The following is a 25,540-nucleotide window of genomic DNA, read 5'->3' as shown; positions in this document are numbered from 1 at the left end:
GTCTGTGCCCACCATGGTTGAGTCGCAGCCTTTGCCGCCTTCCCTCAGTCTGTGGACGATGTTGCGGCTAGGGCTGTTTCAAGCCTCCCTTGGCGTGATGTCGATTCTGACGCTGGGGGTGCTCAACCGCGTCATGATCGATGAGCTCCGGCTGCCGGCGTTACTAGTCGCGGGTGCGATCGCCATGCATCAGTTTGTGGCACCGGTGCGGGTCTGGTTCGGGCAACTCTCGGATACTCGCCCGCTGTGGGGCTTGCATCGTAGCGGCTACATCTGGCTGGGCAGTGCCACATTTTGCCTAGTGGCTAGTCTGGCAGTGCGCTTGGTCTGGCCCTTAGCCGCCAGTTTTGAGCAAAGCGGCTGGGGCGGGAATACCTGGCTCTATGCGATCGCCCTGGGATTATCCTTTGCCCTGTACGGTGTGGCCATCAGTGCTAGTTCGACACCCTTCGCGGCGCTGCTGGTGGATGTCACGGATGAGCGCACCCGACCCAAGTTAGTCAGTATTGTCTGGTCAATGCTGATGGTGGGGATTGTAATCGGCGGGATCACGACGGGTATTTTGCTCAAGTCGGTTGGAGCCGAATCATCACTGCCTGAAATCCAAGGCTCGCTGCAGCAGCTATTTACCGTGGTGCCGCTCCTGGTGTTTGGCACAATTCTGCTGGCAACGGTGGGGGTAGAGCGGCGCTATTCTGGTTTTGCAGAGCGATCGCAAAGCCGCGATCGCGAGGACAGCATCACTCTCGGTCGTGCCCTGCGGGTTCTGACGGCGAGTCGCCAAACCGGCTTCTTCTTCGGGTTTTTGGCGGTCCTGACCTTCAGCCTGTTCTTGCAGGAGGCGATTCTGGAACCCTACGCCGGTCAAGTCTTTGGCTTTAGTGTCGGGCAATCCTCGCAGCTCAATGCCTACTGGGGTTTTGGCACCTTGATCGGTACGGCAGTGACCGGATTTTTGGTGGTGCCCAAATTGGGGAAAGAACGGACCGCTCAGGTCGGCTGTGGTCTGAGTGCGCTCTGCTTCTGTCTGATCATTGCGGCGGGTTGGGGGCCTTGGCCCAGTTTGTTGCGATCGGCGATCGTGCTGTTTGGTCTCGGGGCTGGCATTGCTACCAGTGGCTCGATCATCCTGATGCTGGATTTCACCTTGGCCGAGACGGCTGGAACCTTCATTGGCGCTTGGGGACTGGCCCAAGCTCTGTCCCGCGCTGTGGCCACGGTCAGCGGTGGGGCGATTTTGATTTGGGCAAATTGGGGCTCTCGGCAGAAGCACTGGCTGCTGGCGGAGCCGCCTTGTTCCCGGCTTACGCCCTAGTGTTCGCTTTTCAGGCTCTGGGCATGTTGGTGGCGATCGCCTGTCTCAGTCGCGTCAATGTCCAAGAGTTTCGGCAGGATAGCCGCGTCCGCCTCAGTGATTTCTTGGCGGCTGAGCTGGACTGATGAACCAACCCGATTGGCGATCGCTCGCCCAAACGATTGAAGCGCTCTGTCAGGAAGTCGGCGATCGCCTCCTACTGGAATTTGGAACGCTGCAAGCCACAGAAAAGGCAGACGGCAGCTTGATTACCGCCGCCGATCGCTGGGCCGATCAAACCCTGTGCGATCGCCTATCTCAGCTCTTTCCGAAGCACGCCTTGCTCACCGAGGAAAGTCAGCAAACCTTTGGTGGCGCCGACTGGACTTGGGTGGTTGATCCCCTCGATGGCACCACCAACTTTGCCCAAGGGATTCCCATCTGGGGAATTTCACTGGCCTTGCTCTATCGCGGCTGGCCCGTGTTTGGGGCGATCGCCTTGCCACCGCTACAGCGCTTTTATTGCGGGGTGGATACGCGATCGACGGATTTAGCGCCGGTGGCTTGGGCAGAGCGGAATCATCAACCGTTACAGCTGCGCACTGAATCCCTGGGCTCGAATCAACTCTTTAGCCTTTGCACCCGCAGCGCGATCGTGCTGCAACGCTGGAGCGCACCCTTCCCCTGCAAAATTCGGATGCTGGGAGCCTCGACTGCAAATTTCCTAACCGTACTGGAGGGAACGACCCTCGGGGCTTTGGAAGCAACGCCAAAGATCTGGGACATCGCTGCCGTTTGGGTGCTGGCCCAAGCCCTCGGTGCCGATTGGCGATCGCTGGCAGGTGAACAATTTCCCCTGCAATCTGGACGGGACTACGGCTCTGTCAATTGGCCTACATTGCTGTTGGCAAGGCCAGCTCTGCAAGAAGCCTTTGAGTCTTGGGCAGCACTTCTGACTCGGTAACAGAGACAACGGGCAATGACCGCAAAAACCCCGACAATCCCAAACAGGATCATTGCAATCACCGTTGTTCTGCCCCTGACGATGCCTGAAGTTTATCTGAAGCTCAACTGGCCTGATGGCAGTGAGTCGCTGCTCTATTCCCCGTCCACGGTTGTTTTGGACTACCTCAAACCGGGCGATCGCCTAACTGTGGCGAAGCTCCAACAGCAGGGCTGCACAGCCTTGGCCGCCGCCTCCGAACGGGTACGTGCCCGCTACGGCTTTGCCTGCACCCGCACAGACGAAGAAACCCAGAAGCTGCAATCCCAGGCGGCCAACTTTGCTGCCGAGGATCCAGTCATGATTGAACTGGTGCAAGTTGCACCAAGTCTGGAGCAGATTTGAGCGATCGCTCAGTTTGTCAGGGTGCTCCGTGCTGATGACTGATGCCGGTTGGGGCAAAGAGACTGATCCTGCTCAATCGCACTGACGGCCATCCCAAATCCCGCTATTGATGCCACCGCTGTGAATCACCTCAATGCAGCGACGACCGGGCAACTGACTGTGCTCGAGCACCAAGACTCGCCGTCCCTGTCTTGCGCCATCGAGATCGACATTACCGCTAGCCTGAAAAATCGCAATTTTGGGCCCGATCAGCGTACTGTCCGGGTCGATGCGGATCGCCGAAGAAATATTGGCAAAATTCAAGGGAGTTGCTGACCAACAGTTGCTGGGCGCAACCGAGACAGCCAATCCTACAAGCGAGAAGCTGCAGTCGCGATCGCGGCTCTGCGCGTTTTGATGGATTGTTCTGAGAATGCGCTCAGTGGTCGAAACCGCTTCCTCAAGCTGCGCTTGTTGCTGAACCTTCATCACGCTAGGCATAGCTAGCGCCGCAACAATCCCCATGGCGACTACGCCTGCCAGCGCTTGGCCCGGGCTTAGCATGGCCGACTGCCGACGATGGGGCAACAGTGTCATGACAGGGGATCTCGCAGTGGGCGCAAGCACATAAGACAGACGGGAATATTCAGGCTTTTGTTCGCTAATTTGACCGAGGCGATCGCGGCGGCCCGCAGTTCGGTATGGTCGGGAATAGTACGGAACGAGCCGAAACTCGGAACCTGCTCGCCGGGATGGAGGGGATAGCACTCCAGCCTAAGACTTCAGCTTTAGGCATCCTGAGGCAGAACCGCTTCGCTATGTTCGACCACAACTTTACCGCGAAAAACAATGTAGTTATAGATGTTATAGAACAACATAATTGGAATTAGGAAACCGATAAAAACAATCATGAATACCAATGCACTCGGTGATGCAGCAGCTTGGTAAATCGTGATCTGAGGCGGAATGACGTAGGGAAAAACAAGCAGGCCCAGACCAATAAAAGTGAGTAAAAAGAGTAAAACAGTCCAAATAAATGGAGCAAATTCCTGCTTCCGACTCAGACTGCGCCAGAGGATGGCAATCAAGAGAACGCCAAGCACAGGAATCAGTGTAAATCCATAGATGAAAGGCACTTGCAAAAGGCGATCGCGAGCACTTTCGGAAATAAAGGGGGTCGTTGCAGTGATCGCGATCGCCCCAACTAAGGTTGTAATGGTGGCGAGTTTAGCGGTCTGGAAGTGGGTTTCCCGAAGACTGCCCCCCGTCCGCATAATCAAGTAGGTCGAGCCGATCAGCACGTAGGCCTGAATCAGCGTCAAGCTGACTAGCAGACTGTGCCAGTTCAACCAGTCCCAAAGCCCGCCAATGTAGTGGCCGCCAGCGTCTGTGCGAATCCCTGTCAAAACACTGCCTAAGGCAAATCCCTGTGCGAGGGCAGCGAGAAAACTACCACTGCCAAACGCTAAATTCCAGAAGCGTTTTCGCTCGGCATTCTCACGAAATTCAAAAGCAACCGCCCGAAGAATCAAGCCAAAAATCATCAAAAAAATGGGCAGATAGAGTGCATTAAGAATCGTGCCATAGGCCAAGGGAAATGCCCCAAACAATGCACCGCCCATCAGCACCAGCCAAGTTTCATTGGCATCCCAAATATTGCCCAAGCTGGTCATCAAAATTGTGCGGCGATTCTCACTGCTAGTTGTCAGCGAGAGAATGCCAACTCCAAGGTCAAACCCATCAAGGACGACATAGAGAAATAGGAACAGAGCCAGAATGACAAACCAAACCTGAGGCAGAAAATGCAGCAAGGCGTCCACGGGCGATCGCTCCTAATAACCAATAGGACAGTTCTCGATGACTGCGGACTAAGACTCAACGACAGCCGGCTCGGCAGGGATGGTCTCCGGTAGCGGCAACTGGCGATCGGGCCCTTTGAGCAAGATGCGCCGCCCAAAAAAGAGCGCCGTGACGAACAGAACGCTATAGAGCAGCAAAAAGGTTCCTAATGATGAGGCAACGGCTCCTGCGGGCACATCCGAGGCCGAATCTAAGGTTCGCAGTTGCCCGTAGACCAACCACGGCTGACGACCGACGCAGCGAACAATCCAGCCCGATTCCACTGCGATATAGCCGAGAGGAGCTGCCAAGACCCATCCCCAGAGCAACCAACGATCGCGGGTCAAGCGGCCTCGCAGCCATTGCAGGCCAGTCAACAACATCAGACCCGCTAGGGCAAACCCGATCCCAACCATGACCCGAAAGGCGTAAAAGACTAGACCCACCATGGACGGGCGATCGCGGGGTTCCCACTCCGAGAGGCCTTTGAGAGGGCGACTGAGGCGGGGTTGAAATTCCAGAATCCAGCCCAGCGCTTGGGGAACTTCTAGGGACCAGCGGTTGGTTTCTGCTTGGGTATCCGGCCAAGCCAAGACACTCCAAGGCGCAGTCTCACCAGCGGGGATTGTTTTCCATTGCGCTTCCATCGCAGCTAGTTTCGTCGGCTGATATTCCCAAACCTGTTCGCCGCTGAGGTGACCGACCCAGATTTGCAGCGGGGCAATCGCAATCAACGCCGAGAGAACAATGACAAACGATCGCCGGAAAAATTCAGCCTCGCGATCGCGCAAAAGGTACCAAGCGCTGATGCCGCCCACCATGAAGAGTGAAGTCTCCAAGGTCGCGAGGAACATGTGGGAGACGCTGACCACCATGAAGGGATTGAAAATGATCCGGAAGTAGTCCAGTACCTGAAAATGCCCGTCTTGGAGCAGAGTTCCCGCCGGGGTTTGCATCCAGGAGTTAGCCGCCAAAATCCAGAACGTCGAGAGATTGGCCCCAAAGGCGACCATCATCGTGGCGAGATAGTGAATCGGGGGCGGCACACGATTCCAGCCAAACAACATGATCCCCAAGAAGCCTGCCTCCAGCATGAAGGCCATCGCTCCCTCAAAGCCGAGGATGCTCCCAAAAAAGTCGCCGACAGCCTCCGAAAACGGCGCCCAGTTGGTACCAATCTGAAACTCCATCGGCAGCCCCGAGGCCACCCCAATCCCGAAGTTGAGAACGTAGAGTTTGGACCAGAAGCGAGCGTGATGGTAGTAATCCGGGTTGCGCGTCCGCAGCCACATCCCCTCAACAATCACCAGGAAAATCGCTAGTCCCGTCGTCAAGACAGGCCAAAGCATGTGAAAAATTGCGGTGACAGCAAATTGCAGGCGGGAGAGAGTAGCCGTGTCGGCAAGCCAAGACATAACGCGGAGGGGCGATTGTGACCCCATTCTGACGATATTTTTCTCTGGGGTGGCAAAAATTCTGGATTCCCTGACTTGGCGACCAACCCAAGGCGATCTTGGTTATTCCTCAGAACTTGAGGGTGGGCTGTGATGCCTCACCAGCTACTGGTCCTTTTGCCAAGGACGGTTGTGGCTGCCCGATCGCAGCGATGTGTTCGAGAAGCTCTGCAGGCTCAAGGCAGGGCGATCACCCAGCCCATCTGTCGAGAGCCCCGAGACGTTCCAGCGCTCATCCGCCAGCACGGTACTGCAGTGGAGGGCCTTGTAACGGCAGCAGATCCAGAGACAGTAAGTGCAGTGCTGGCGATTTGGCCCAGCGATCGCCCTTGGTTACTGCTGCCCTTGGACCGCGATCGCCAGCTCTGTGGAGAGTTACAGCTTTGGGGAGACTGGCAAACCGCGATCGTGCAGCTTGCGGCAGCCTCGATCCGTACCGTTTCGGTCGGACTCGTGGGCGATCGCCCCTTTCTGGGCAGCCTGAAGCTGGGACTTTCCCAGCCGATGGCCCATCTGCACCAACAATGGCGCCGCCATACCTGGCAGTCAGAGAGGGTGCGATCGGCGCTGAAGCTGTCCTGGTTGGATCAGCAGTTTCAAGTGGATTGTCAGAGCCCTTCACAGCAATGGAGTCGGCGCACAGCTCAACTCCAGATTCGCTGCCTAGGCCAGCGCCGCTTCCGGCTCAGGAGCTGGGATGCCGAGCGATCGCCCAGGCCCGGTGAGCCCCTACCGCCGCCAACCGAGTGGCAGGCTGAGGCTCCCCTTCAGATTGCGGCTCATCCCAGTCGATCGCTCTGGTATCTCGGCCAATGTCTCTCCGAGGGGCCTTGGCATCTGCACCACCGTCCCCAACCCCAAACCCTTTTTGCTCCTCCTACCGTTGCGCCCAAGGCTGTTTGCTGATGTCTGCTCTGCTGCGTGCCCGCTTGATTGAAATCGAAAAAGAGTTGCGCTCCTACGACTATCCGGGCTGGGAAGTCCAGCGCTATCAAGATGAGGAGCAAATTCGCATCCATGCCGTCTTAGAGAGCGATCGCACCCTGACTGAGGCAGAGTTTTTGCTGCTTTTAGATGCCGGCGATGAACGCCCTGACAGTGCTGAGTGCTTCTACACCGACTACAACAGCGATCGGGAGGTGACGATCAGCGGCGACTTTGAGCTGGTGCTGGAGATTTTCCGGCAGATGCTGAATGAGCAATTTCAGGTTTGGACCGGTAGCCTGCAGCCACTGACACCCTTGTTTACTAGGGCAACGGCAGAAATGGAAACAGACTTTTCGCCGCTTTGAGAACCCCAAGCAAAAAAGCGAGCTCCCACACCTGAGGATTGAGCCCCCGCACCGGATCGGGGTCGGTCTGCAGGCGCTGCTGCAAAATCGCGTACTCCGCCGGCGTCAACGGGCGACCATCCAAGGGCGATCGCGCCTCGGTAATTATTTCTTGGCGCAGCACCTCTTCCGGGAGATCCGGCAGGGTCTCCGCAGTCATGCTGGGCTGAATGGCCAACACCAGTCCCCAAACGAAGAGCAGTGGGCTGCGCATCTGAACGACTGAGCGAACGCTAGAGTTCACTCTGCCACACTCAGTCGCAAGCGCTCCGGTGTCTGCGCTACCGTCTTTCCTAGGTGAGTTTGCGCATTTCGGCCCCAACGTAAGATGGGGAAGTTACTGCCACGCGATCGCTCATTCATGTTTGACGCTCTTGCCGAACGCCTAGAACAGGCCTGGACAAAGCTCCGGGGCCAGGACAAAATCAGCGAGTCGAATGTCCAAGAGGCGCTCAAAGAAGTTCGGCGCGCCCTGCTCGAGGCAGATGTCAACCTCGGCGTCGTCAAGGAATTTATCGCCCAAGTCCAGGAAAAAGCAGTCGGGACGCAGGTGATCAGCGGGATTCGTCCCGATCAGCAATTCATCAAGGTCGTCTACGACGAGCTGGTGCAGGTCATGGGGGAAACCCATGTACCCCTAGCGCAAGCGGCCAAGGCACCGACCGTCATTTTGATGGCCGGTCTCCAGGGTGCCGGTAAAACTACGGCGACGGCAAAACTGGCGCTGCATCTGCGTAAAGAAGGGCGATCGACCCTGTTGGTTGCCACGGACGTCTACCGTCCCGCCGCGATCGACCAGTTGATCACGTTAGGCAAACAGATCGACGTGCCCGTGTTCGAGCTGGGTAGCGACGCCAATCCAGTTGAGATTGCCCGCCAAGGTGTCGAGAAAGCCCGGCAGGAAGGCATTGACACCGTCATCGTCGACACGGCGGGTCGCCTCCAAATCGACACCGAAATGATGGAGGAGCTCGCCCAAGTTAAAGAGGCGATCGCTCCCCACGAAGTCTTGCTGGTTGTCGACTCGATGATCGGCCAAGAGGCCCCCAGTCTGACTCGTAGCTTCCATGAGCGGATTGGCATCACCGGCGCAATCCTGACGAAACTAGATGGCGACAGCCGTGGCGGGGCAGCACTTTCGATTCGGCGCGTTTCTGGCCACCCGATCAAGTTTGTAGGTCTGGGCGAGAAAGTCGAGGCTCTCCAGCCCTTCCATCCCGAGCGGATGGCCTCGCGCATCCTCGGCATGGGCGATGTGCTGACCTTGGTCGAAAAGGCGCAAGAAGAAATCGACTTGGCTGACGTCGAAAAAATGCAGGAGAAAATCCTGGCGGCCAAATTTGACTTCACCGACTTTCTCAAGCAGATGCGCCTGCTCAAGAACATGGGCTCGCTGGCTGGGTTCATCAAACTGATTCCGGGTCTGGGCGGCAAGATCAACGACGAGCAGCTACGCCAAGGCGAACGCCAGCTCAAACGGGTCGAGGCGATGATCAACTCCATGACGCCGCAGGAGCGTCGTGACCCCGACTTGCTTTCCAATTCCCCTAGCCGCCGTCACCGCATCGCCAAAGGCTGCGGGCAAACGGAAGCCGAAATCCGCCAAATCATTCAGCAATTCCAACAGATGCGCACAATGATGCAGCAGATGAGCCAAGGTGGCTTCCCCGGCATGGGCGGCATGGGAATGCCCGGTTTTGGCGGTGGCATGCCTGGATTCGGTGGCGGGGCCCCGGCTCCTCAACCCGGTTTCCGGGGGTACGGCCCTCCGAAAAAACAAAAGAAAGGCAGCAAGAAGAAAAAAGGCTTTGGCTTGTAATCAAGGACTGTCGTTTGGCTCTCGGTTGCCAGCCATGGTAATTTGAGAGATTGTCGGCTATCTCTAGCCAATCTCAGTTGATGTCACTCATCAGAGCATTCGCATGATCAAACTGCGTCTCAAGCGCTTCGGTAAGAAACGGGAAGTCAGCTACCGTATCGTGGCGACCAACAGCACCTCGCGCCGCGATGGCCTGCCCCTAGAAGAGTTGGGATTCTACAACCCCCGCACCAACGAAACCCGTCTGGATGTGCCGGCGATCGTCCGTCGTCTCCAACAAGGCGCTCAACCGACGGAAACCGTGCGCAGCATTCTGCGTAAAGCCCAAATCTTTGAACAGCTCAAGGCCTAGGTTTTGTCTCAGGCTCCTGCTGATCGACCCGACTATGTTGGGCTCGTTCGCCATTTGCTCCAGCCCCTGTTAGAACCGGGTGAGTCGCTACGTTTAGATAGCGAGACCACGCAAGCCGGTCGACGGGTTCTTTTGCGTTTGGCGGCAGAAGATGCTGCCATGCCTCGTATTTTGGGGCGAGGAGGGCGGAACCTTCAGGCGGTGCGTGCCATCCTCAATGCCGCAGCGGAGCTAGCAGGTCAGCAAATCCATTTGGAAGTTTTGGGGCAAGCACGCCACACAGAACGACCGCAGCGCCGAGACCGCAATCCGGTAGAATAATGATTCTGCAAGTCTCGAAGTTCAACATTTAGCTTTTATTCGGGAGGTGATTACAAAGCGTGGCTGAAGTCCGTCTAGGCGAAAACGAAACGATCGAGTCAGCACTTCGTCGTTTCAAGAAGAAAATCCAGAAAGCTGGCATTCTTCCCGAAGTCCGTCGACGCGAGCACTATGAAAAGCCGAGCCAACGCCGCAAGCGCAAGCTCGAAGCCTCTCGTCGTCGTCGTCGCTAATTGCTAGCTGGGGTGCCGCTACCGCTATAGGAATCGGCATCCGTCGCAAAAATTTTGAAATTTCAATTGAGGGTTGAGATGCACTCTGTGCGTGCGATCGCCCATTGTCTGAGAGGTGGGCTCTGAATGGAGTCAACCTCTATTTTTTTACCGAGCTTGGAAAGTGCGATCGCCCTGAGTGGCGAAGGGCAAGCCAATCTCAAATTGCTCGCTCGCCAAACGGGAGCAGATGTCGTTTTGCGGGGTCAGGAATTGGTGCTGCGGGGCACCGAAACTCAGATTCGGCTCTGTGGGCAGATAGTCGCTGCTTTGGAAGCTCTCTGGTCTGAGGGGCGCGCGATCGCGGAAGTCGATATTTTGACGGCACGACAGGCGATCGATACCCAGCGTCAGCCAGAACTGTTGGCGATGCGGGAAGACGTGCTGGCGCGGACCCGTCGGGGCGAAGTCATTCGGGCGCGCACCTTTCGCCAGCAACGCTACATCCAAGCGATGCGTAAGGAGACGCTGACCTTTGGTCTTGGGCCTGCTGGTACCGGCAAGACCTTTCTAGCGGCTGTTGTCGCGGTGCAGTCGCTGCTGGAAAACCAATGTGAGCGGCTGATTCTGACACGGCCTGCTGTGGAAGCGGGCGAACGGCTGGGTTTTCTCCCCGGTGATTTGCAACAGAAAATTGATCCTTATCTGCGGCCGCTCTACGATGCGCTTCATGAATTAGTAGAGCCGGAGCGGATTTCGGCACTGATGGAACGTGGGGTGATTGAAGTTGCGCCGCTAGCCTACATGCGGGGTCGCACCCTCAACCGTGCCTTTGTGATTTTGGATGAAGCCCAAAACACGACACCGGCTCAGATGAAGATGATGCTGACGCGGATTGGCTTTGGCTCCAAGCTGGTAGTGACAGGCGATCCCAGCCAAACGGATTTGCCATCCTCGGTCCCCTCGGGACTGGTCATGGCAGAACGGATTTTGAGCAATGTTGAAGGTATTGCTTTCTGTAAGCTCGGTCGGCAGGACGTGGTGCGCCATCCCTTAGTGCAGCGCATTGTTGAGGCCTATGAACGCTTCGAAGCCCAGAGCAGCGGTACTTAAAAGCTAAGTTTCTGATTTAAGCTGCTTTTTCTGCGAAATGTAAATCTGCAGAGGGCGATCGTCGACACTAGAAAGAAGCACAGGAATCATCATGTCTTCTCTCAGTCGCTTTAGCCCCAGTTGGATTCGTGCTGGTGCCGCTGCACAAGAATACGCAGCCCTGATCAACGCCGTCTCAAATGGTGACGAAGATGCTCTGTTACGTTGGCAACAAGGCCAAGGGTTACGCCTGCTTACAGAATTAGTTGCGGCAGAGCGATCGCGTGCGTTGGGCGCTTATCAAGGCGAAGTTGAAGGCTTCCTCAATAGCATCTTGGTACTGTTAGCAGTCGCTGAGAAGAAGTCCTGAGCGAATCAGCTACTGAAGGAGCGATCGCACCTTTAACTCACAGTCATGGCGGCTAAAACGATCGCTCAAACATTGCAAGGAATTCAGCTCACTCAGTCTGGAGCCGAATGGAAGTTTGCCAATGAAGGCGAGCTGGAGTTGCTGATCTGGGCTTGTTTGCCTCACTTGCTTGATTGCCAACCGCTGCAGCGCCAGTTCCGAGTTAGTAATCAATGCTGCGATATTTTGGCAGTCAGCCAACAGCGGCTGACAGTTGTTGAGCTCAAAGTTGCTGAAGATCGCTACTTGATTCCGCAACTGACTCGTTATTTTGATGCGTTGCAACGAGAACAGCCCTTTGCGGATCAGGTTGACTATCAGCGATCGATTCGATTGCTTGCGATCGCGCCCAGTTATCACGCTGACAACTTCACGGATATTCGCTACAGCCAGCTCTCTTTCGAGCTGTATCAGTATCAAATTCGGAAGCATCGCCAAAAACACTATTTGACTTTGCTCAACCTCGAGACGCAAGAACAGCGCCATCAAGAAATTCCAGTCTTGCAGCTCCCTAGCCATTCAGAGGATTTACCGGAGCCACCACGCTTGATGCAGAACTGGATTAAACGCTGCACGCCAGAGCAATCAGCCGGTCTTCTCAAGCTCCGTGCCAAGATCCTGAAATTTGATCCGCGCATTCAAGAAACAGCACAAGATCGCGGTATCTACTATGGCAAAGGCAAGAAATATTTAGCAGAGTTACGGATCGATCCTGCGGGTGAATTTTGTATTTTTCTCTGGTTGTCTGATCGCCGCTACTTCTCAGGGCAAGTGCGACGGATTCGCTACTGGACCAACTGGATCACTGCTGGTTATTGGGGGCCTTGTAGCTCTGGTTTTAAGCTCAGTGTGAATTGGGGAATGGGCTCCTACCGTTTTGCCAAGGCTCCAGGGCTTCAAGAAAATCTCTCAGATCTCACAGATAAAGCCCTCAAACATTGGCTAGAGCGAATCAATTGAGAGCGATCGCTCTAAGCTGCGATCGCATTATTGCGGCGATCGCCTACGACTACTTCGCGGATGAAGCGAACCAGCGCTTTCTGAGCCAGACCCGTCACCACTTGCTGGCCCATCTGCTGGACTTCAGGACGACCGAGCACCGGAATCAGCGGGATAAAGCGCTGAGGCTCAAAGCGTTGTCCCTGTTGCAAGAGCGAAAGAACGCGCAGTAGCGGCTGCAGATCGGTCAAGGTACTGTCGGGTTCAGGATCCATGCCCAACCGCTGCCGGATTTGATTGCGGAGCAAGGGCAAGGCTCCTCGACCGAGGCGATCGAGGCTATTGACCAGTTCTTCTACGAGGCGATCGCGAAGGTCTTGACCGGATTCGCTGAGCAGAAAATCCACCGTTTGTTGAATCAGATGTTCGCTGTCGTAGTCCGAGCTATTGCTGGCATTGCGAAGTAGGTTTTCTAGGCGATTCCAACGCAGCTGTCCACCGTTAAAGAGCAATTCCCGCAGGGATGCCCGCAGATCGGGAGAGGGATCCGTCAGGATTTGACGAGCAATGAACGGGTAAGCCTTGCTGAGCACCTTGAAATTGGGATCGACGTTAATGGCAATGCCCTCTAAGGTGACGAGCGATCGAATGATCAGCGCATAGTAGGCAGGAACCCGGAACGGGTAGTCGTACATCACCTGCGAGAGCTGATCGGTGATGCTCTTGAAGTTCAAGTCAGCAACGCTCGCACCCATCGCATCTTTGAAGACGCCCGCCAAGGCCGGAATAATCGGCGTCAAATCCGTATCGGGCGTCAGGAACTCCAGCTTGACGTAGTCGCGCGCCAAGCCTTGGAAGTCGCGGTTGACGAGGTGAACAACTGCTTCAATTAGGCCGTAGCGCTGATAGTCCTCGACTTGGCTCATCATGCCGAAATCGAGATAGGCCAACTGACCATCCGGAGTGGCTAGGAGGTTGCCCGGATGGGGATCGGCGTGGAAAAAGCCATATTCCAAGAGCTGCCGCAGCGAGCACTGCACGCCTCGCTCAATCAGATAGGCCGGATCAATACCTTGGTTGCGGATCGCCTGAAGTTCTGTCAGCTTCGTGCCTTGGATCCACTCCATCGTCAGGACACGACGACTGGTGTATTGGCGATAGATGCTGGGAACGTAGATATCGGGAAGCTGCCCATAAAGTTCGGCAAAGCGTTCGGCGTTGTCCGCTTCTTGGCGATAGTCCAGCTCTTCGAAAATCCGCAGGCCAAATTCGTCCGCGATCGCCACCAGATTACTTTTGACGCGGCGGACATTGCGCATCGCCCAAGCAGCTAGGCCGCGCAGGATGTAGAGATCGAGGGCAATGCGCTCTGCGAGGCCCGGGCGTTGGACTTTGACGGCCACTTCTTCGCCGGTATGCAGACGCCCTCGATAGACCTGCCCCAGACTGGCGGCCGAGACGGGATTGTCACTCAGCTCAGCAAAAATCGCCTCAGGAGGAACACCCAGTTCCGCCTCAATGAATTCAAAGGCGATCGCGTTGGGGAAAGCCGGTAGCTGATCTTGCAGGCGCGTCAGTTCTTCTAAGTAAGCCGGTGGCACCAGATCAGGACGGGTCGAGAGAGCCTGACCGACTTTGATGAAGGCAGGGCCGAGTTCCGTCAGCAGGTCGCGCAGTTGCACTGCCCGTTGGTTCTGATTGCGGCGGGACGCGCCGGTGCGAGCATCGAACCAAAGCCCGAAAATGAAGCTGAACAGCGGCCAAAGAATTTCGAGGAAGCGGCTCCAGACAGCAAAGGGCCGATTGAGATAATAGCGAGCGATCGCCTCTGGGTCGTAGACCAGACTGCCGTCTTCTGTCATCAGACGGCGGGCAATTGGAACCCCATGCATGGCAATCACCGGACGCAGAAGACTTGAAGTATTGTAACGATGGCAGTCCCATGACGGGGCGAGAGCAAGCCATGTTGCAGTCGCTACGCATCGAAAATTTTGCCTTAATTGACCAGCTAGAGCTTGAGCTGGGACAAGGTTTGCACGTCCTGACCGGCGAGACCGGGGCGGGCAAATCAATTCTGCTGGATGCGATTGATTGTGTGTTGGGCGGCAAGCCCGGCGGACGACCGATCCGCAGTGGTTGCGATCGCGCCCTACTGGAGGCGACCTTTGCCCTTTCGCCGGATCTGGCGACTTGGTTACAGGAGCAGGCAATCGAGGCGATCGAAGACAGCCTGATTTGCAGTCGGGAACTGGTGCAGAGCAGCAATGGCTTACGCAGCCGATCGCGAGTCAATGGCGTTTTGGTCAACCGTCAGCAATTGGCAGAATTGCGGCGACACCTTGTTGAAATTACAGCGCAGGGGCAGACCGTCGCGCTGGGGCAAACCGCGCAGCAACGGGACTGGCTCGATAGTTTTGGCGGAGAATCCCTAGCGAAACAGCGGCAAGGAGTTGCTCTGGCCTACGCTGCCTATCGAGAAGCTGCGCAAACCCTCGAAACTCGTCGCCAAAGCGATCGCGATCGCCTCCGTCAGCAAGACCTCGATCGCTTTCAGCTCGAGGAACTGACCCAGGCGGAACTCTCTGACCCCGAAGAGCTGACGCAACTCAGCCAAGAGCGCGATCGCCTAGCCCACGTCGCAGAACTCCAGCAACAGAGCTATCGCGTTTATCAAGCGCTTGATCAAAGCGAGGAAGCCGGTTCCGCCTGCGATCGTCTGGGCGAAGCGGAGCAAGGGCTAACCCAGATGGTCGTCTTTGACCCGAGCCTGCAGCCTTGGTTGCAACTGCTGCAAGAGGCGATCGCCCAAGTTCAAGAAGTCAGTCGCCAGCTTTACCGTTACGGCGAAGGCTTAGAGAGTGATCCCGATCGCTTGGCCGCCGTTGGCGATCGCATTCAATTACTTAAGCAACTCTGTCGCAAATACGGCCCGGAGCTGAAGGATGCGATCGCCTATCAACAGGAACTGCAGCAGCGCCTTGCCGACGACAACGATGAGAATCAAAGCCTGGAGTATTGGGAGGCTGAGCTAGCGCAGCGACAGCAAACCCTGATTGAAGAAAGTGCCTGTCTGACTGCCTTGCGACAGGCAACTGCCCAAACCCTTGAGCAGAAGCTCATCGCTGAACTCGCACCACTGGCGATGGAACGGGTTCGGTTTCAGGTGGAGTTACAGCCCTTATCGGAGCCGGGGCCAACGGGAGCAGAGCAGGTTTGTTTTCGCTTTAGTCCCAATCCGGGCGAACCGTTGCAACCCCTGAGTGAAACGGCTTCCGGTGGTGAGATGAGTCGCTTTTTGCTAGCGCTGAAGCTCTGCTTCTCAGAAGCGGATCCTGTAGGAACCTTAGTCTTTGATGAAATTGATGCAGGTGTCTCGGGACGTGTTTCCCAAGCGATTGCGGAAAAACTGCAGCAACTTGGTCGTCGCCATCAGGTGCTCTGCGTCACCCACCAACCCCTGATTGCGGCCTTGGCTGACCATCACTATCGCGTCCGCAAACAGGTCAGCGGCGATCGCACCCATGTGGAGCTGGAAGCCTTGCGCGATCGCGATCAGCGGCGGCAAGAACTTGCGGAACTGGCTGGCGGCAATTCTGCTGAGGAAGCGATCAGCTTTGCCGATTCCCTGCTGAAACAGGCGGAAGCTTCTGGCCCAGCGAGCACCGCAAAACCAAACACCAACAAGCCAAAGCGAGCTACTAAACGCTGAGCCCAGTCTGCAGGGACAGCCAATCTCCTGCATTTGAGCTTGGTGATCGCTGGCTTTATGCCAAGCTGCTCCTATGGCGATCGCTCCCACAATTCAACCGCTGCCCGCGCCTTGGGTCGCTCGCATGGCTGCAGGAGAAGTTATCGATTCGCTGGCTGCGGTTGTCCGAGAACTTTGTGAAAACAGTTTAGATGCGGGCACGCAGCGGCTTGTGATTGACCTCTGGCCCGAGCAATGGCGGGTCCGCGTAGCTGACGATGGCATGGGTCTTTCCCTCGAGAATCTGCAACTCGCAGCCCTGGCTCATACCAGCAGCAAGCTCAGCCCCGATCGCTTTACGGCGGAACAGTTGGGCTTCCGCGGCGAAGCGCTGCACAGCCTAGCGCGGCTGGGTCGCCTGACGATTGCCAGTCGCACGGCAGATGCTGCAGCAGGTTGGCAAATCAGTTACGACATCGGCGGTCAGCCTCAAGTTGCAACCCCGATCGCGATCGCACCGGGTTGCATTGTCGAAGTCCAGCAGCTTTTTCAGGATTGGCTAGAGCGTCGTCAGAGTCAGCCGAGTCCGGCCCAACAACTGCGAGCGGTGCAGCAGCAGATTCAAAATCTGGTCTTGGCGCACCCGAGCATCACGGTTCAAGTCACACAGAACGATCGACCCTGGCTCGCGTTTGCGCCTGTTCATCATCCTCAAGAGCGACTATTGCAATTACTGCCCAATACTAGTCCTGCTGATTGGCGATCGCAGTCTCTCGATCTTGGTTCTGAAGGGCAATTGCAAGTCGTCGTTGGCTTGCCCGATCGCTGTCACCGTCGCCGTCCCGATTGGGTCAAGGTTGCGGTCAATGGTCGTGTGGTGCGGGTGTCGGAACTGGAGCAAGCGATGATCGGTGCGTTACATCGCAGCCTGCCCCGCGATCGCTTCCCGGTTGTCTTTGCGCATTTGCAAGTGCCGCCCAGCCAAGTCGATTGGCACCGCCATCCGGCTAAGGCTGAGTTATTCCTACAGGATTTGCCAGTCTGGTGTGAGCGTATTCAAGAGGCGATCGCCCAAACCCTACCCCTCGATCCCGCAGAAGAAATTGAGTTGCCCGCCAGTACAGCCTTACTTCGAGTTGCAGAAACAACAGGTAGCTATAGCGAGTCTCCGAGTCACCTGCGGGCGATCGCTCAAGTTCTCAATACCTATGTATTGGCGGAACAGGGCGATAGTCTTTGGCTAATTGAGCAGCATATTGCCCACGAGCGTGTTCTGTTTGAACAGTTGCAAGACGACTGGCAATTGGTGGCTTGTCAGCAGCCAATCCTGTTATCCAAACTGTCGCTAGAGCAAAGGCTCCAACTTGATCGTTTGGGGATTACTGCCGAAGATTTTGGCGAGGATCTTTGGGCGATCCGGCACATTCCCGCAGCGCTAGCCCAGCGTGAGGATCTCGTCGAGGCACTGCTAGAACTCAGTCGTGGTTGGGATCTCAGCGCAGCACAAGCCGCGATCGCCTGCCGAACGGCGATCCGCAATGGCACGCTGCTCTATCCTGAGGAGCAGCAAACCTTGATCGATCGCTGGCAGCACTGTCGCCAACCTCGCACCTGTCCCCATGGACGTCCGATCGCGCTGGTGCTACCGGAAACCAGTCTGGCGCGTTACTTCCGTCGCCAGTGGATGATTGGCCGAAGCCACGGTTTGGGCGATCCCTAATTCAAACAACCCGCAAAAAGAAAGGGGCTTAAAAGCCCCCTCTTGTTATTCAAATCAATCAAATGACGTGGCGCTGGTAATCTCAGCCGCCAGCGACTGCCGGCACAATGCTGACTTCGTCACCGTTGCCCAAGCTGGTTTGAATGCCATCGAGGAAGCGAATATCTTCGCTGTTGACGTAGACGTTCAAAAAGCGGCGCAACTGGCCCTGCTCATCGCACAGACGCGCTTTAATCCCCGGGAAGGATTGTTCCAGCGCCTCTAGCAAGGATTTCACATCGCTTGCTTCACATTCCAAGCTGGCTTGGTTGTTGGTGAATTTTTGCAGGGGGGTGGGGATCAGAACAGTAATGGCCATGGAACTTGCAGAAGTCAAAGAAGGGAACTCAGCGAAACGGCAGCCTCACAGCTGCCGCTCATTTGTATCAGTAAAAGGCGATCGCCTAGATCAGCACTTGCTGCCATTCCAAGCGATCGAGGGTCCGAGAGCGCTCTAGCGCATGCTCGAAGCTTTCCAGTTTCGGCTCAATCGTGAACGGCTCAGCAATGTAGCCCTGAACGGCTTCTTGGGTCTTCAGACCGTTGCCGGTGATGTAGACCACCGTGGTTTCATCAGGATTGATTTTGCCTGCTTCCACCAATTTCTTGAGCACAGCGACGGTGGTACCGCCAGCAGTTTCGGTAAAGATGCCTTCGGTCTCGGCCAGTAGCTTGATGCCTTCGATGATCTCGGTGTCATTGACTGCTTCGATGTTGCCGCCGGTTTTGCGAGCAATTTCAACCGCATAGATGCCGTCAGCAGGGTTGCCGATCGCGATCGATTTAGCGATCGTGTTGGGTTTTTCAGGGGCGATAAAGTCGCGACCTTCATGGAAAGCTTTGGCGATCGGCGAGCAACCTTCGGCTTGAGCACCGCTGAAGCGCACGGCTTTGTCATCGACAAGACCGACATCGACGAATTCGCGGAAGCCTTTGTAGATTTTGGTGAACAGCGAGCCCGAAGCCAGCGGCGCCACAATGTGATCCGGCAGTTGCCAGCCCAGTTGCTCAGCCACTTCGTAGCCCAGCGTTTTCGAGCCTTCCGAGTAGTAGGGGCGCAGGTTGATGTTGACGAAGCCCCAGCCGTGGGTGTTAGCGACTTCGGAGCAGAGGCGGTTGACTTGGTCGTAGTTGCCTTTGACCGCCATCAAGGTCGGGTTATAGATCAAGGTGCCGAGGACTTTACCGGCTTCCAGATCAGCAGGAATGAAGACGCAGCAGTCCAGACCGGCATGAGCCGCGATCGCGGCCGTTGAGTTAGCGAGGTTGCCGGTGCTAGCGCAGGAAACAGTGCTGAAGCCAAGCTCACGCGCACGGGTCAGCGCCACGGAAACGACCCGATCCTTGAAGCTCAAGGTCGGCATGTTGACCGCATCGTTTTTGATGAAAAGCTTTTTCAGACCCAAGCGGCGAGCCAAGCGTTTGGCTTCAACCAAAGGGGTCATGCCGGTGCCAACGTCAATGACGTCTTCGCCAGTAACAGGCAGGAAGTGACGATAGCGCCAAATTGAGTTAGGGCCCGCTTCAATGGTGGCGCGACTGACGCGTTGGCGAATGGCGTCGTAGTCATAGACCACTTCCAGCGGGCCGAAACAGACATCTTCACAAACGTGCTTGGCACCCAGGTCATACTCATGACCGCACTCTTTACACTTGAGTGCCTTCACGGTGCTGGTGCTGAGTGTCGTTTGGGTCATGGATCACTGCCGAAACGGCGGGTGCTGCAATGACACGGATGTTAGCACGGTTACAGATTTTGCTTCAAAAACACAGACTAAAACAGTCTGTGTTTGTCGAGATGGGGGAAATACCCAGCAATTTTCAAGGCAGTCAGAAACAGATCGACGGCTAAGATCGGTGCGTTGACTGGGTTGGTCCATGCCTCGCCACTTAAGCCGCTGGGGACTTGCGATCGCGGCGATCGCCCTAGGACTGAGCTTGCTGACACGCATCCACATTGAAACCCTGTGGTTTACAGCCCTAGGCATCCCGACTGTGTTTTTGCGGCGACTAGCGGTACAAGCGCTGCTGTTCAGCGTTGTAGGCATTGCGATCACAGGACTGATTGGCGGGAACTTGCGCTGGGCGGCGCGCCATCAAACAGATCAACCCGATCGCCCGGCACCTCGCCTGCAGTTGGGCGGTCTGCTCACGGTCTTAACGCTACTCTGGATTGCCCTACTAGCCTTGACGACCCAAGCCATCCTTGCCGCTTGGAACTGTCAGACTGGCCGCGCGCTGCCATTCCTGCCGCAAATCCTGACGCTGGACTGGCTGCAATCCTCACTGATCACAGCAGGGTCTTGGCCTCTAGGGATGGGGTTGCTCCTAGGCGTGGGTAGCTTAGTCCTCTTTCTCTGGCGACCTTGGCCCCTCCTGATCGGCTTATCAAGCCTGACCAGTCTGGCGATCGCCCTGTTGACCTCGCGGGAATGGCTGCGCATTTGGCCCGCTTTTGCCGCCGAAAGCGTCAGCGATCGCGATCCGATTTTCCAGCAGGATCTTGCCTTTTATCTGTTTCGACTACCAGCCCTAGAGGTGCTGCAGTTTGACCTCTGGATTGGGCTGGCCTTTAGTTTTTGCGCGGTTCTGGCTGTCTATTACCTCGCCAAGCAGAGTGTCAGCAACGCTGAGTTTCGCGGCTTTGCCCCTAGTCAACAGCGCCATCTAGTGCGATTGGCGATCGCGATCGCCCTGTTCCTAGCAGGACATTGCTGGCTGGCCCAACGGCAGTTGCTGTTTTCCGAATTGGGGGCGGTCTATGGCATCGGCTTCACCGATCGCTGGGTCAAACTACCGCTGCTACAGGTTTGGATGATTCTGTTTGGCATCGCCGCGATCGCCCTGTTCTGGCAAAGTCGGCGGGGGCTTCTGCCTCAGCGCTGGATTCGCAACTTTCAACTAGCAGCGATCGCCAGCGTCCTGATCTGGGTGACCCTACCCGCGATCGTGCAGCAACTGGTGGTGCAACCCAACGAAATTGCTCGCGAGCTGCCTTATCTGAAGCAGGCCATTCTGTTTACCCGCCGAGCTTTTGGCCTCGATCAAATTGAAACGCGCACGTTTGACCCCCAGCCCAGCCTCAACCGCGCCGTCCTGGCGGCTAATCGCGAAACTGTTCAGAATATTCGCCTTTGGGATACGCGGCCGCTCCTGCAGAGCAATCGGCAGTTGCAGCAAATCCGCCTCTACTACAGCTTCCCCAGCGCCCAAATCGATCGCTATCGCCTTCAGACCAGCTTTGGGGATGCTCTGCAGCAAGTGATTATTGCAGCACGCGAGCTGGACTACACCGCCATTCCCGCCGCCGCCAAAACCTGGGTCAATGAACACCTGGTCTACACCCATGGCTATGGCTTCACCCTTAGCCCAGTCAACAGCAGCGCTCCCGATGGGTTGCCTCGCTACTTCGTCAAGGACATCGGGGCCAACACCCGCATCATTGGCGACGCCAGCTTGGGAATCAGCACCGAAGCTGTCAAAGCTGCGATATCGACTGAAAACCCGCGCATTTACTACGGCCAGCTCACCCGCAATTACGTTTTCACGCCCAGTCGCACCCAAGAGCTGGACTATCCCAGCGGCAACGATAACGTCTACAACATCTACGACGGCAAGGGTGGCGTCACACTGGGCAACTATGCGCAGCGACTGCTCTTTTCCTTGTATCTACGGGACTGGCGCCTTCCCTTTTCCGGAGATTTAACCGCCCAGACTCGCGTCCTGTTCCGCCGCCAAATTGAAGACCGCGTCCGAGCGATCGCACCATTTTTGCGCTACGACGCGGAGCCCTACCTGGTCTCTGTCAACGCCGACACAGCTGAGGCCTCGGGCTTGGGGCGCAGTTCCCTATTTTGGATTTTGGACGCCTACACCGTTAGCGATCGCTATCCCTACGCTGATCCGGGCGAGCAACCCTTCAACTACATCCGCAACTCAGTCAAAGTGATCATCGATGCCTACAACGGCAGCGTCCAGTTCTATATCGTTGACCCCAAGGATCCACTGATTCAAACCTGGTCCAGACTCTTCCCGTCGCTGTTCCAGCCGATTGATGCGATGGCGCCAGTACTGCGATCGCATTTGCGCTATCCCACAGACCTCTTCAAGGCTCAGTCGTCGCAACTGCTGACCTACCACGTACTCGATCCACAGGTTTTCTACAACCGCGATGACCAGTGGGCCTACCCACGCGAAATCTACGCTGGCGAGACGGCAACCGTTCAGCCCTACTACTTAATTACGCGCTTACCGACCGCTGCGAGCGAAGAGTTCCTGATCCTGACGCCCTTCACACCATTGGGGCGTAACAATATGATTGCTTGGCTGGCGGGGCGATCAGACGGCGAGGAATACGGTCGCCTCTTGCTCTACGAATTTCCGCGCCAGCGCCTCATTTTTGGTCCCGAGCAAATCACGGCTCGCATCAACCAAGATCCTCAGATTTCTGAGCAAATTACGCTCTGGAACCGCGAAGGCTCCCGCGCTGCCGAAGGCAACTTGCTGGTTATTCCCATTGACCAAGCGCTGCTCTACGTTGAGCCACTCTACTTAGAAGCCTCGCGCAATAGCTTGCCAGCGCTCACCCGCGTCATTACGGCCTACCAAGATCGCATTGTGATGACTCCCAGCCTCCTCGAAAGCCTGCAAAAACTGTTTCCAGACTCAACACCCGCCCTGACGCCGCTTGAACAACCGGTGTTGACGACCGAGCAGTCCGCTGTCCTCAACCCTGACCAGCCCTAGAAACCCATCGTTTTCCAGATTGGCGTTGCCAATGGGCGGGCTGAACTAGCAGAACTCAATGGTCAGCGGATCAGGTGATTGATCAAGGGGCGTTGACCTTGGTCATGCTCAAAGTGCCGCAACATTTCTTCATTGTTGCGAGAGCATGTTCTGATTAACCGAAGATCGCGATAACGGCCCAAAATTTCAGCTTTAGCAACGCTTTTGAGTCACGAATATCGAGGGAGTATCAAGGATTATTGCAGTTCATAGCACTCCTCTAGTCCCCTTCGTACGGTGGGAAAAGAGAGCGACAGCAAACTCCCTGTTTAGGATGCCCAAGTTCTCTTTGCCTCACACAGTCCTCGGAGGCCTGATAGTGGTGAACCAAGCAGCGTTACGAACCCGAGGGATGGAATTGCTGGTCGCCTACGCTGAGACTCCCAGCATTGCCCTCCGCAACCAGATTGTTCAGCTCAATCTAGGGCTGGTCCGCAAAATTGCCCACCGATTAAGCCGGCAATGCTCTGAACCCTATGAAGATCTGGAACAGATTGGTTTCATGGGATTAATTCGAGCGATCGAGCGATTTCAGCCTCATCAAGGGTGTGCATTTAGTTCCTTTGCAGTGCCCTATATACGCGGCGAAATTCTTCATTTTTTACGCGACAGTTGTCATAGCATTCGGATTCCGCGCCGCTGGCAAGAACTGCAGCGTCAAGGACAGCAATTGCGGGAGGTCCTGCGCCATGAATGGGGACGAGCCCCAACGGAACAAGAGCTGGCTTTTGCTCTCAATCTGTCAATGACGGAATGGCAAGAAATTCACCTCGCTCGCCGTAATCGGATGCCGATGAGTCTGGATGCCACGCTCAGTCAAGCCGGTGATTCTTCCGTCACCTTGGTGGAAACCCTGCCCGATACCAGCCAGCAGTGGCAGCAGGCCGCCCTTGAAGAGCGTCAACAGCTGGTGGAAGCGATCGGCCAACTGGAAGAAAAAGCCAGAACAGCGATCGAATCTGTTTACCTGCGCGGGCTAACCCGCAAAGAAGCGGCCCAGCAATTTGGTATCAGTCCGATGACGATTACCCGCCGGATCAATCGCGGGGTTCAAAAAATCGCCGAGCACCTCGACCGCATGGCAAACGAGCCCTTAGCCTAGCGCCGTTGCAAAAACTGTTGGGCTTCGCGAATCCAGCGATCGACTTGCCCAAGGGTCGGGGCTGGACTGCGATCGCCCAATAGCGATCGCTGGAGACGATGCAGGCGTTGATGCAATTGGGGCGGACTCTGAAGCGCCAGCATTTGCGGGCTACTGATGCCCGTGTGCAGCAGCACGCCACACCAACGATGGTTGACCGAGGGCAGATGCGAAAGCTGTGCCAAAGCTTGCCATTTGCGCACCCGCTGGACGGGCTGTCGCAGCTGCTGAGCTAAGTCCAGTTGCGCCGCTTCCGATCGCAGCTTGAGTAAGTCCAGGCTGAAGTGAATGCCGTGCGCTGCCAGTTGTTGGCGATCGCCATTGCTCAGCCCTGGGAGCTGCGTCAGCGGCCACCCCTGAGCCGGCACCGACTCAGCCATTTTCGGCAGCGGCCAAGCGAGCAATCGCCTGGGGATCGACAAGGATTTGCATCGCCTCGTCATCGAGTTGATTCAGCGATCGCTTCACCTCGCCGAGGTAGAGCGGCTCAGAGATTCCGGGCTGGGGATGAAGAATCGTACGCAGGCGGATATGGAGCTGTTGTTCGCCCTGGCTGCTGTAGCGGCCACGTGAAAAGAGGTTGAAGGCTGCCTGCTTCAGGGTCGGCTCAACCGCTTCTGGCGCGATCGTCGGGGCAACGGCAACCACGGCCTCACTGCCCCCAGCGTCGTAGACCACGTTAAAAGGAGCAGCACCTTCAATGCTGACAGGCTGCTTGAAGCCGAGGGCAAAGCCAATGCAGCCGCCAATGAGCACGATCGTGAAGGCGGTCACCCCCACCAGTCGGAAGCGAAAGCCCCACCCAAGGACAAACGCCAGCACAGTCAAAATCGTCAGGGCGAGGGTTGCCCAGCCTAGCCAACCAGCGATCGCAAAGAAATCGGTAGCAGCGCTGTTCATGCCGACGCTTCCTCACTGGTTTCAGTACTGACGAAATCGCTCAAACGCGGCGCATCTAGGGCCGCTCGGAGGGTATGCCAGGCCAAGTTGGCGCATTTGATTCGCACCGGGAACTGAGCCACCCCTTTCATGACGTTGAGCTTGCGCAACTCATGGGGAAATTCAGTCTCCCCGCGCATCATGGCTTGGAAAGTCTGGACCATTTCTAGGGCTTCGGGCACTGTCCGGCCAACGAGAGCCCCCGCCATCAAATCAGCTGAGGCCATGGCGATCGCACAACCTTCGCCCTCAAATTTGACCGCTGCGATGCGATCGCCCGCTTCATCCAAGCTCAGGGTCAGCTCAATGGTGTCGCCGCAGGAGGGATTATGACCGCGCTGACGTCGGTCAATCGGATCGGTCGTCCCTCGGTGGCGAGGCTTTTTGTAATGCTCCAAGATGACCTGCTGATACAGGTCGCGCAGATTGCCTGCCTGCATGGCGGCGGTGGGTTTCGCAAGGTCGTGCTCGATCCTAACCTGCTTCCGTTCCTCGCCGCTGGGAAGACGCCATGGGCCTCGAGCAACGGGTTCTTGGCGCAGTCATCCTGCGCGATCGATTGAGGAATGGTGAGAAATGGGCGATGGCCGGCCGGGCTGGTCACTTGTTCAATCGCAGCCATGGATAGGCCGATCGCTACCTCGCGTGACCGTTACCCTGTTACAAACCATCGAATCATTGTTGCAATTATTTGGAACTCAACCAGGAGTGCAACAGTCATTAAATTCACACTTCAAACAGTCTGCATAGAGTCTTAGAACAAGCTCTCACTGGCTTGGGTCTGGGCGATCGCGCTTCTGGGTTGGCCTCGATCGCAAGACTGTCACCCCAAACTGTTC

General features: G+C 56.4%; 27 protein-coding genes. 17 read left to right on the top strand and 10 right to left on the bottom strand.

From position 1 onward, the window contains the following. Positions 1-13: 13 nt before the first annotated feature. The 4 genes from SYC_RS12305 (at position 14) to SYC_RS12295 (ending at position 2,642) form a co-directional block, all read left to right on the top strand. Entirely contained in the window at positions 14-1,315 is a 1,302-nt protein-coding gene (locus tag SYC_RS12305; RefSeq protein ID WP_272912064.1) for a BCD family MFS transporter, read from the top strand. Continuing rightward, positions 1,315-1,440: a hypothetical protein gene (locus SYC_RS14170; protein WP_272912063.1), complete on the top strand. Its 126-nt coding sequence runs from the start codon at positions 1,315-1,317 to the stop codon at positions 1,438-1,440. Before SYC_RS12305 ends, SYC_RS14170 begins: the two co-directional genes overlap by 1 nt. After that, a complete protein-coding gene (locus SYC_RS12300) occupies positions 1,440-2,258 on the top strand; it encodes an inositol monophosphatase family protein (RefSeq protein WP_011244639.1) in 819 nt (272 codons plus the stop codon). Before SYC_RS14170 ends, SYC_RS12300 begins: the two co-directional genes overlap by 1 nt. An 81-nt stretch (positions 2,259-2,339) precedes the next feature. Further along, the gene (locus tag SYC_RS12295) at positions 2,340-2,642 is read left to right on the top strand and encodes an MSMEG_0570 family nitrogen starvation response protein (protein ID WP_126147814.1); all 303 of its coding nucleotides are present in this window, start codon (positions 2,340-2,342) and stop codon (positions 2,640-2,642) included. 72 nt (positions 2,643-2,714) lie between these two features. Here SYC_RS12295 and SYC_RS12290 read toward each other — a convergent pair whose 3' ends face one another. The 3 genes from SYC_RS12290 to SYC_RS12280 form a co-directional block, all read right to left on the bottom strand. Beyond that, positions 2,715-3,218: a hypothetical protein gene (locus tag SYC_RS12290; RefSeq protein ID WP_011378179.1), complete on the bottom strand. Its 504-nt coding sequence runs from the start codon at positions 3,216-3,218 to the stop codon at positions 2,715-2,717. A gap of 191 nt (positions 3,219-3,409) precedes the next feature. Continuing rightward, complete coding sequence (gene cydB, locus SYC_RS12285; protein ID WP_011244636.1) at positions 3,410-4,441, bottom strand: cytochrome d ubiquinol oxidase subunit II; 1,032 nt, start codon at positions 4,439-4,441, stop codon at positions 3,410-3,412. A gap of 48 nt (positions 4,442-4,489) precedes the next feature. Then, a complete protein-coding gene (locus tag SYC_RS12280) occupies positions 4,490-5,875 on the bottom strand; it encodes a cytochrome ubiquinol oxidase subunit I (protein WP_041677050.1) in 1,386 nt (461 codons plus the stop codon). Between the two features lie 171 nt (positions 5,876-6,046). On the opposite strand from SYC_RS12280, the gene SYC_RS12275 reads away from it, so the two are divergent. Both SYC_RS12275 and SYC_RS12270 read left to right on the top strand, forming a co-directional pair. Then, positions 6,047-6,820, top strand: coding sequence for a hypothetical protein (locus tag SYC_RS12275; protein WP_234701779.1), 774 nt, complete (start codon positions 6,047-6,049; stop codon positions 6,818-6,820). After that, positions 6,820-7,206, top strand: a complete 387-nt coding sequence (locus tag SYC_RS12270; protein ID WP_011244633.1) for a hypothetical protein — start codon at positions 6,820-6,822, stop codon at positions 7,204-7,206. The genes SYC_RS12275 and SYC_RS12270 overlap by 1 nt, the downstream gene beginning before the upstream one ends. Here SYC_RS12270 and SYC_RS12265 read toward each other — a convergent pair. Then, positions 7,163-7,459, bottom strand: coding sequence for a hypothetical protein (locus SYC_RS12265; protein WP_041677046.1), 297 nt, complete (start codon positions 7,457-7,459; stop codon positions 7,163-7,165). The genes SYC_RS12270 and SYC_RS12265 overlap by 44 nt on opposite strands. A 147-nt stretch (positions 7,460-7,606) precedes the next feature. On the opposite strand from SYC_RS12265, the gene ffh reads away from it, so the two are divergent. The 7 genes from ffh (at position 7,607) to SYC_RS12230 (ending at position 12,410) form a co-directional block, all read left to right on the top strand. Further along, a complete protein-coding gene (gene ffh, locus SYC_RS12260) occupies positions 7,607-9,064 on the top strand; it encodes a signal recognition particle protein (RefSeq protein ID WP_041677044.1) in 1,458 nt (485 codons plus the stop codon). A 103-nt stretch (positions 9,065-9,167) separates the two neighbouring features. After that, the gene (gene rpsP, locus SYC_RS12255; RefSeq protein ID WP_011244630.1) at positions 9,168-9,416 is read left to right on the top strand and encodes a 30S ribosomal protein S16; all 249 of its coding nucleotides are present in this window, start codon (positions 9,168-9,170) and stop codon (positions 9,414-9,416) included. A 3-nt stretch (positions 9,417-9,419) separates the two neighbouring features. After that, positions 9,420-9,737: a KH domain-containing protein gene (locus SYC_RS12250; RefSeq protein ID WP_011378185.1), complete on the top strand. Its 318-nt coding sequence runs from the start codon at positions 9,420-9,422 to the stop codon at positions 9,735-9,737. A gap of 59 nt (positions 9,738-9,796) precedes the next feature. Then, on the top strand, positions 9,797-9,970 hold the full coding sequence (gene rpsU / locus SYC_RS12245; RefSeq protein WP_011244628.1) for a 30S ribosomal protein S21: 174 nt from the start codon (positions 9,797-9,799) through the stop codon (positions 9,968-9,970). A 126-nt stretch (positions 9,971-10,096) separates the two neighbouring features. Further along, on the top strand, positions 10,097-11,062 hold the full coding sequence (locus SYC_RS12240; protein WP_011244627.1) for a PhoH family protein: 966 nt from the start codon (positions 10,097-10,099) through the stop codon (positions 11,060-11,062). Positions 11,063-11,153: 91 nt separating this feature from the next. After that, complete coding sequence (locus tag SYC_RS12235; protein WP_011378186.1) at positions 11,154-11,411, top strand: hypothetical protein; 258 nt, start codon at positions 11,154-11,156, stop codon at positions 11,409-11,411. Between the two features lie 45 nt (positions 11,412-11,456). Then, positions 11,457-12,410: a hypothetical protein gene (locus SYC_RS12230; protein WP_011244626.1), complete on the top strand. Its 954-nt coding sequence runs from the start codon at positions 11,457-11,459 to the stop codon at positions 12,408-12,410. An 11-nt stretch (positions 12,411-12,421) separates the two neighbouring features. Here SYC_RS12230 and SYC_RS12225 read toward each other — a convergent pair whose 3' ends face one another. Next, positions 12,422-14,281, bottom strand: coding sequence for an ABC1 kinase family protein (locus SYC_RS12225; protein WP_011378187.1), 1,860 nt, complete (start codon positions 14,279-14,281; stop codon positions 12,422-12,424). Positions 14,282-14,352: 71 nt separating this feature from the next. Between SYC_RS12225 and recN the strand changes: the two genes are divergently transcribed. Next, on the top strand, positions 14,353-16,098 hold the full coding sequence (recN, locus tag SYC_RS12220) for a DNA repair protein RecN (protein ID WP_011378188.1): 1,746 nt from the start codon (positions 14,353-14,355) through the stop codon (positions 16,096-16,098). A gap of 73 nt (positions 16,099-16,171) precedes the next feature. Then, positions 16,172-17,797, top strand: coding sequence for a DNA mismatch repair endonuclease MutL (mutL, locus tag SYC_RS12215; RefSeq protein ID WP_011244623.1), 1,626 nt, complete (start codon positions 16,172-16,174; stop codon positions 17,795-17,797). Between the two features lie 82 nt (positions 17,798-17,879). Here the strand turns inward: mutL and SYC_RS12210 are convergent, their stop codons facing one another. Together SYC_RS12210 and thrC are read right to left on the bottom strand one after the other, a co-directional pair. Then, entirely contained in the window at positions 17,880-18,155 is a 276-nt protein-coding gene (locus tag SYC_RS12210) for a MoaD/ThiS family protein (RefSeq protein ID WP_011244622.1), read from the bottom strand. 85 nt (positions 18,156-18,240) lie between these two features. After that, positions 18,241-19,533 carry a threonine synthase gene (gene thrC, locus SYC_RS12205; RefSeq protein ID WP_011244621.1) on the bottom strand — a complete coding sequence of 431 codons (1,293 nt, stop codon included), beginning with the start codon at positions 19,531-19,533 and terminating at the stop codon, positions 18,241-18,243. A 181-nt stretch (positions 19,534-19,714) separates the two neighbouring features. On the opposite strand from thrC, the gene SYC_RS12200 reads away from it, so the two are divergent. Further along, positions 19,715-22,582 (top strand): UPF0182 family protein, encoded by a 2,868-nt coding sequence (locus SYC_RS12200; RefSeq protein ID WP_011244620.1) that lies wholly within the window; start codon positions 19,715-19,717, stop codon positions 22,580-22,582. Between the two features lie 361 nt (positions 22,583-22,943). Continuing rightward, a complete protein-coding gene (locus SYC_RS12195; RefSeq protein ID WP_234701778.1) occupies positions 22,944-23,723 on the top strand; it encodes an RNA polymerase sigma factor SigF in 780 nt (259 codons plus the stop codon). On the opposite strand, the gene SYC_RS12190 is transcribed toward SYC_RS12195, so the two are convergent. The 3 genes from SYC_RS12190 to sufU are packed head-to-tail and all read right to left on the bottom strand — an operon-like array spanning position 23,720 to position 25,141. Beyond that, on the bottom strand, positions 23,720-24,142 hold the full coding sequence (locus tag SYC_RS12190) for a DUF4332 domain-containing protein (RefSeq protein ID WP_011244618.1): 423 nt from the start codon (positions 24,140-24,142) through the stop codon (positions 23,720-23,722). The genes SYC_RS12195 and SYC_RS12190 overlap by 4 nt on opposite strands. Beyond that, complete coding sequence (locus tag SYC_RS12185; protein WP_011244617.1) at positions 24,135-24,662, bottom strand: Ycf51 family protein; 528 nt, start codon at positions 24,660-24,662, stop codon at positions 24,135-24,137. Before SYC_RS12185 ends, SYC_RS12190 begins: the two co-directional genes overlap by 8 nt. Further along, on the bottom strand, positions 24,659-25,141 hold the full coding sequence (sufU, locus tag SYC_RS12180) for a Fe-S cluster assembly sulfur transfer protein SufU (protein WP_011244616.1): 483 nt from the start codon (positions 25,139-25,141) through the stop codon (positions 24,659-24,661). The genes SYC_RS12185 and sufU overlap by 4 nt, the downstream gene beginning before the upstream one ends. Positions 25,142-25,540: the final 399 nt, after the last annotated feature.

The sequence above is a fragment of the Synechococcus elongatus PCC 6301 genome (genome assembly GCF_000010065.1).
Taxonomy (GTDB): domain Bacteria; phylum Cyanobacteriota; class Cyanobacteriia; order Synechococcales; family Synechococcaceae; genus Synechococcus; species Synechococcus elongatus.
This window is presented reverse-complemented; position numbering and strand designations above follow the sequence as displayed.